This window comes from Enterobacter sp. SENG-6 (assembly GCF_001605945.1).
Classification (GTDB): Bacteria; Pseudomonadota; Gammaproteobacteria; order Enterobacterales; family Enterobacteriaceae; genus Enterobacter; species Enterobacter cloacae.
Map to the genome: position 1 here is coordinate 83,322 of NZ_LOMM01000014.1, position 6,018 is coordinate 89,339.

Consider the following 6,018-nt stretch of genomic DNA (forward strand, 5'->3'; position numbering starts at 1 on the left):
CCTCAGATAGACAGCTTTTTGACGCGCTTGCCGCCGTATAGCAGGTTCACGATGGCACGGGTGCCGACAATAGCAGTAAACATTGACGTTGCAACACCGATACCGGTGGTAATCGCAAAGCCTTTGATTGCGCCAGTCCCCACTGCATACAGGATAAGAACCTTGATCAGTGTTGTTACGTTCGCATCGAAGATGGAGCTGAACGCGCCTTTATAGCCTTCATCAATCGCCTGCTGAACAGAGCGACCGTTGCTCAACTCTTCTTTGATACGTTCGTTAATCAGTACGTTGGCGTCGACCGCCACCGCAAGGGTCAGAACGATACCCGCAATCCCCGGCATGGTCAGCGTCGCCCCTGGCAGCAGGGACATAATGCCGATGATCAGCACCAGGTTCGCGATCAGCGCGGAGGTGGCAATCAGACCAAACTTCTTATAGAAGAAGATCATGAAGAGGATAGAGACCGCCAGACCGGCCAGACACGCTTCCAGCCCCTGCTGGATGTTTTGCATACCCAGAGTTGGACCAATGGTACGTTCTTCAACAATCTGAATTGGCGCAATCAGCGCACCGGCACGCAGCAGCAGAGAGAGCTGACGCGCTTCGTTCGGGTTGTTGATACCGGTAATACGGAAGCTGTTACCCAGACGAGACTGGATATTGGCGATGTTAATCACCTCTTCCTCTTTCACCAGCACCGCACGGCCATTAGCGTCTTTCTTACCGCTGTCTTTGTACTCCACGAACAGGGTCGCCATCGGTTTACCGATGTTGTCCTTGGTGAAGTTAGACATGATGTTACCACCCGCGCTGTCCAGCGAGATGTTAACCTGCGGCTGGTTGTACTCGTCCTGGCTGGAGGTGGAGTCGGTGATATGGTCACCGGTCAGGATCACGCGTTTGTACAGCACAACGGGCTGACCTTCGCGGGTCTCTTTCACTTCCGAGTCACCCGGAATACGGCCAGAAGCGGCAGCAGACTGGTCAACGTTGGTGTTCACCAGACGGAATTCCAGCGTTGCAGTGGCGCCCAGAATCTCTTTCGCGCGCGCGGTGTCCTGAATACCCGGCAGTTCTACAACGATACGGTCAGCACCCTGACGCTGCACCAGCGGTTCAGCCACGCCCAGTTGGTTTACACGGTTGCGCAGAATGTTGATGTTCTGCTGAACGGCATATTCACGCGCTTCTTTCAGACGGGCGTCGGTCATTACCGCGCGCAGCTGGTTGCTGCCCTGAGCGGTGATCACCAGGTCACGGTGACGTTGGGTCAGGTAATCTACAGCCTGATCGCGCGCCGCACTGTCGCGGAACGTGATGCTCATACCGTAGTTATCTTCTTTACGAACGGTGGTATACGCGATGCCTTTTTCACGCAGATCGCTGCGCAGGCTATCGATATTCTGTTCCTGCAGTTTGCCCAGCGCGGTATCCATATCCACTTCCATCAGGAAGTGCACGCCGCCACGGAGGTCAAGACCGAGTTTCATTGGCTCTGCGCTCAGCGCAGCCAGCCAACGTGGGGTAGCAGGAGCAAGGTTAAGCGCCACGACGTATTTATCACCCAGCACGCCCATCAGCGCTTCGCGAGCGCGGAGCTGCGTGTCGGTGGTGTCGAAGCGAGCAAGAATTGCGCCCTCTTCCAGAGCCACAGACTTAGCGGTAATTTTTTCTTCTTGTAACGTTTTCTGGACCTGGATCAGCGTTTGCTCACTGGCGGCGACACCGCGCGCGCCAGTGATTTGAACAGCCGGATCCTCACCATACAGGTTGGGAAGCGCGTACAGCAGGCCGACGAGAATCACGACGACCAGCATGATGTACTTCCACAAAGGATAACGGTTTAACACGGCAGTTCCCTTTGGGAAAAGTTGGGATTACAGCGCCTTCATGGTGCCTTTCGGCAGAACGGCAGCTACGAAGTCACGTTTGATAACCACTTCAGTGGTGTCGTTCAGGGCGATAGCAATGTAGCCACTTTCAGCCACTTTGGTTACGCGACCGACCAGGCCACCGTTAGTCAGGACTTCATCACCTTTCGCGATGGAGTCCATCAGCTTTTTGTGCTCTTTGGTACGCTTCTGCTGTGGGCGCAGGATCATGAAGTAGAAGATCAGACCGAACACAACCAGCATCAGAATCAGAGACATCGGGCTGCCCTGCGCTGGAGCACCTGTTGCCGCTACCGCATCAGAAATAAAAAAGCTCATTCAAATTCCCTCATTATTAATATTAATCAACGTTCAAAGGTGGAACGGTTCGACCCTGACGTTGGTAAAAATCGGTCACGAAGCTCTCTAATTTACCCTCTTCGATAGCCTTGCGTAAACCAGCCATTAAGCGCTGATAATAGCGAAGGTTATGAATGGTATTGAGACGCGCGCCCAAAATCTCATTGCAACGATCGAGATGATGCAAATACGCGCGAGAATAATTGCGACAGGTGTAGCAATCACACTCGGCATCGAGCGGACTGGTGTCACTCTTATGCTTCGCGTTACGGATTTTCACCACGCCATCGGTAACAAACAGATGACCGTTACGTGCGTTACGGGTTGGCATGACGCAGTCGAACATATCGATGCCGCGGCGCACACCTTCAACCAGATCTTCTGGCTTACCCACACCCATCAGGTAACGGGGTTTATCCGCCGGGATTTGCGGGCAGACATGTTCCAGAATACGGTGCATGTCTTCCTTCGGCTCACCCACAGCTAAACCGCCGACAGCGTAGCCATCAAAACCTATCTCTACCAGACCTTTAACAGAGATATCGCGTAAATCTTCGTAAACACTGCCCTGGATAATGCCGAACAGCGCATTTTTGTTCTGCAGGGAGTCAAAACGGTCGCGGCTACGCTTCGCCCAGCGCAGCGACATCTCCATGGAACGTTTAGCGTAATCCCAGTCCGCCGGGTATGGCGTACATTCGTCGAAGATCATCACGATGTCAGAGCCGAGATCGTACTGAATCTCCATAGACTTTTCAGGATCGAGGAAAATCGGATCGCCGTTGATCGGGTTACGGAAGTGGACGCCCTCCTCGGTGATCTTGCGAATATCACCCAGGCTGAAGACCTGGAAACCGCCAGAATCGGTCAGGATCGGGCCTTTCCACTGCATGAAGTCATGCAGATCGCCGTGAAGCTTCATGATCTCCTGACCAGGACGCAGCCACAGGTGGAAGGTATTACCGAGGATAATCTGGGCGCCAGTGGCTTCTACTTCTTCCGGCGTCATCCCTTTTACGGTGCCGTAAGTCCCCACAGGCATAAACGCGGGGGTTTCCACCACGCCGCGATCAAACACCAGGCGACCGCGACGCGCGCGGCCATCGGTGGTATCGAGTTCAAATTTCATTTTTATTCCTCTGTGCCAGAAAAACAGTCCAACACATTATTCCGGTGCCGCGGACTTATTCCCCGACACGCTCATTCAAAGCCAGCGGATTGTACGTGATAAACATCGCGTCCCCGTAGCTAAAAAAGCGATATTTTTGTTCTACCGCAGACTTGTATGCCGCCATGGTGTGCTGATACCCCGCAAAGGCGGAGACCAGCATAATCAGCGTTGATTCAGGCAGATGGAAATTGGTCACCAGAGCATCGATGACTTTGTACTGATAGCCCGGATAGATAAAGATCTGCGTATCGCCAAAGAATGGCTCGATCAGATCTTTTTGAGCCGCCTGGGCAGCGCTCTCCAGTGAACGTACGGAGGTGGTGCCTACCGCAACAACGCGGCTGCCGCGCGCTTTTGCCGCCAGAACCGCATCAACAACCTCCTGCGGCACTTCAGCATACTCAGAGTGCATGATGTGATCTTCAATGCTGTCTACCCGCACCGGCTGGAAGGTGCCCGCGCCGACGTGCAGCGTCACAAACGCCATCTCCACGCCTTTTGCGCGTAATTTTTCCAGCAGCGGTTCGTCAAAGTGCAGACCCGCCGTCGGCGCCGCTACCGCGCCAGGCTTCTGGCTGTAGACGGTCTGGTAGAGCTCACGATCGGCCTCTTCATCCGGGCGCTCAATGTACGGCGGCAAAGGCATGTGGCCGATGGCGTTGAGAATATCCAGCACCGTGCGCTCATCGTTGAACTCCACTTCAAACAGCGCGTCGTGGCGCGCGGTCATGGTTGCCTTGATGCTCTCGTCATCGCCCAGCAGCAGTTCGGCACCCGGTTTAGGTGCTTTAGAGGCGCGAATATGTGCCAGAATACGTTTATCATCGAGCATACGTTCGACCAGCACTTCAATCTTGCCGCCGCTGGCCTTGCGGCCAAACAGACGCGCCGGGATCACGCGGGTATTGTTAAAGACCAGCAGATCGCCAGGGTTGAGCTTGTCGAGCAGATCGGTGAAAGTACCGTGCGTCAGCTCGCCCGTTGGCCCGTCCAGTGACAGCAAGCGACAGCTACTGCGCTCAGGCATTGGATAGTGAGCAATCAGGGATTCAGGTAGTTCAAAGGAGAAATCGGCGACGCGCATGACGTATACTCGTGACTTAAAAACAGGCGGCATAGTCTAGTGCTCACACCCTTTTGCTGCAACAACTAGCCGCCCCCGGACAAATAAAACGCATGAATTTTCTCGCTCACCTGCACCTCGCTCACCTCGCTGACAGCTCCCTTTCCGGCAATTTGCTGGCCGATTTCGTCCGCGGCAACCCCGCCGAGACCTGGCCCGCTGAGGTTGTCGACGGGATTTTTATGCATCGTCGTATCGATGTCATGACGGATAATCTGCCAGAAGTAACCGAGGCCAAAGCGTGGTTTCGCCCCGAAACGCGCCGCGTTGCGCCAATCTCGCTTGATGTCATGTGGGACCATTTCCTGTCGCGCCACTGGGCGCAGCTGTCGCCGGAGATGCCATTGCCGGATTTTGTGCGTTATGCCCACCAGCAGGTGTCGATCATCCTGCCCGACTCGCCGCCGCGCTTTGTGAATCTGAATAATTACCTGTGGTCGGAACGCTGGCTGGAGCGCTATCGCGAGATGGACTTCATCCAGAATGTGTTAAATGGGATGGCGAGTCGCCGACCGCGTCTGGATGCGCTACGCGATTCATGGCATGACCTGGACGAACATTACGATGCGCTGGAAACGCGTTTCTGGCAGTTTTACCCGCGAATGATGACGCAGGCGAAAAACAAACAGCTCTGACAGAATTCGCATTGATAGGTAAAAGCTGGCGGAACGATTGTCACCACCTCTTTGTCTTATCCAGGAACACTCTCTATACTGGCTCGCGTTGCGTTCCAAATAACCTTAGTATCTACAGGAGAATCATATGGTTCTGGTAACTCGTCCGGCTCCGGATTTTACAGCTGCAGCAGTTCTGGGCAACGGTGAAATCGTTGAAAACTTCAACTTCAAACAGCACACCAACGGTAAAGCGACCGTTCTGTTCTTCTGGCCAATGGACTTCACTTTCGTTTGCCCGTCTGAGCTGATCGCGTTCGACAAACGTTATGAAGAATTCCAGAAGCGTGGCGTAGAAGTGGTTGGCGTCTCCTTCGACTCTGAGTTTGTACACAACGCATGGCGTAACACCCCTGTCGACAAAGGCGGCATCGGTGCGGTGAAATACGCAATGGTTGCGGACATCAAACGCGAAATCCAGCAGGCTTACGGTATCGAACATCCGGACGCTGGCGTTGCGCTGCGTGGCTCCTTCCTGATCGACGCGAACGGCATTGTGCGTCACCAGGTTGTGAACGATCTGCCGCTGGGTCGTAACATCGACGAAATGCTGCGTATGGTTGACGCGCTGCAGTTCCACGAAGAGCACGGTGAAGTGTGTCCGGCTCAGTGGGAAAAAGGTAAAGAAGGTATGTCTGCGTCCCCAGACGGCGTTGCGAAATACCTGTCCGAGAACGTATCCAGCCTGTAATCGGCACGGTTTACGAAAAAGGCCCGCTTATGCGGGCCTTTTTGTTGTGCACTGAAAACCCCCAGCTAGGCTGGGGGTTCCGGAAAGCTTTCAGCTTTAAGTCAGTTATAAAAACCCCTTTTGATTTG

Annotated in this window: 6 protein-coding genes; 2 read left to right on the forward strand and 4 right to left on the reverse strand. The window is 54.2% G+C overall.

The window, feature by feature from the left end:
* Positions 1-2 precede the first annotated feature (2 nt).
* The 4 genes from secD to queA are packed head-to-tail and all read right to left on the reverse strand — an operon-like array spanning position 3 to position 4,486.
* Positions 3-1,850 carry a protein translocase subunit SecD gene (secD, locus tag AX755_RS09110; protein ID WP_071830016.1) on the reverse strand — a complete coding sequence of 616 codons (1,848 nt, stop codon included), beginning with the start codon at positions 1,848-1,850 and terminating at the stop codon, positions 3-5.
* 27 nt (positions 1,851-1,877) lie between these two features.
* Positions 1,878-2,210, reverse strand: a complete 333-nt coding sequence (gene yajC, locus AX755_RS09115; protein WP_000007630.1) for a preprotein translocase subunit YajC — start codon at positions 2,208-2,210, stop codon at positions 1,878-1,880.
* A gap of 22 nt (positions 2,211-2,232) precedes the next feature.
* On the reverse strand, positions 2,233-3,360 hold the full coding sequence (gene tgt, locus AX755_RS09120; protein ID WP_013095832.1) for a tRNA guanosine(34) transglycosylase Tgt: 1,128 nt from the start codon (positions 3,358-3,360) through the stop codon (positions 2,233-2,235).
* 55 nt (positions 3,361-3,415) lie between these two features.
* The gene (queA, locus tag AX755_RS09125) at positions 3,416-4,486 is read right to left on the reverse strand and encodes a tRNA preQ1(34) S-adenosylmethionine ribosyltransferase-isomerase QueA (RefSeq protein ID WP_029883413.1); all 1,071 of its coding nucleotides are present in this window, start codon (positions 4,484-4,486) and stop codon (positions 3,416-3,418) included.
* Between the two features lie 92 nt (positions 4,487-4,578).
* Here queA and acpH point away from each other — a divergent pair, with 92 nt between their 5' ends.
* Positions 4,579-5,160: an ACP phosphodiesterase gene (gene acpH, locus AX755_RS09130; RefSeq protein WP_028028137.1), complete on the forward strand. Its 582-nt coding sequence runs from the start codon at positions 4,579-4,581 to the stop codon at positions 5,158-5,160.
* 127 nt (positions 5,161-5,287) lie between these two features.
* The gene (locus AX755_RS09135) at positions 5,288-5,890 is read left to right on the forward strand and encodes a peroxiredoxin (RefSeq protein WP_013095829.1); all 603 of its coding nucleotides are present in this window, start codon (positions 5,288-5,290) and stop codon (positions 5,888-5,890) included.
* The last annotated feature ends 128 nt before the right edge of the window (positions 5,891-6,018 follow it).

Excerpts from the sequence above, each read along its gene's own strand:
- yajC (WP_000007630.1), bottom strand. The coding sequence starts at position 2,210 with ATGAGCTTTTTTATTTCTGATGCGGTAGCGGCAACAGGTGCTCCAGCG.
- tgt (WP_013095832.1), bottom strand. The coding sequence starts at position 3,360 with ATGAAATTTGAACTCGATACCACCGATGGCCGCGCGCGTCGCGGTCGC.
- queA (WP_029883413.1), bottom strand. The coding sequence starts at position 4,486 with ATGCGCGTCGCCGATTTCTCCTTTGAACTACCTGAATCCCTGATTGCT.
- acpH (WP_028028137.1), top strand. The coding sequence starts at position 4,579 with ATGAATTTTCTCGCTCACCTGCACCTCGCTCACCTCGCTGACAGCTCC.
- AX755_RS09135 (WP_013095829.1), top strand. The coding sequence starts at position 5,288 with ATGGTTCTGGTAACTCGTCCGGCTCCGGATTTTACAGCTGCAGCAGTT.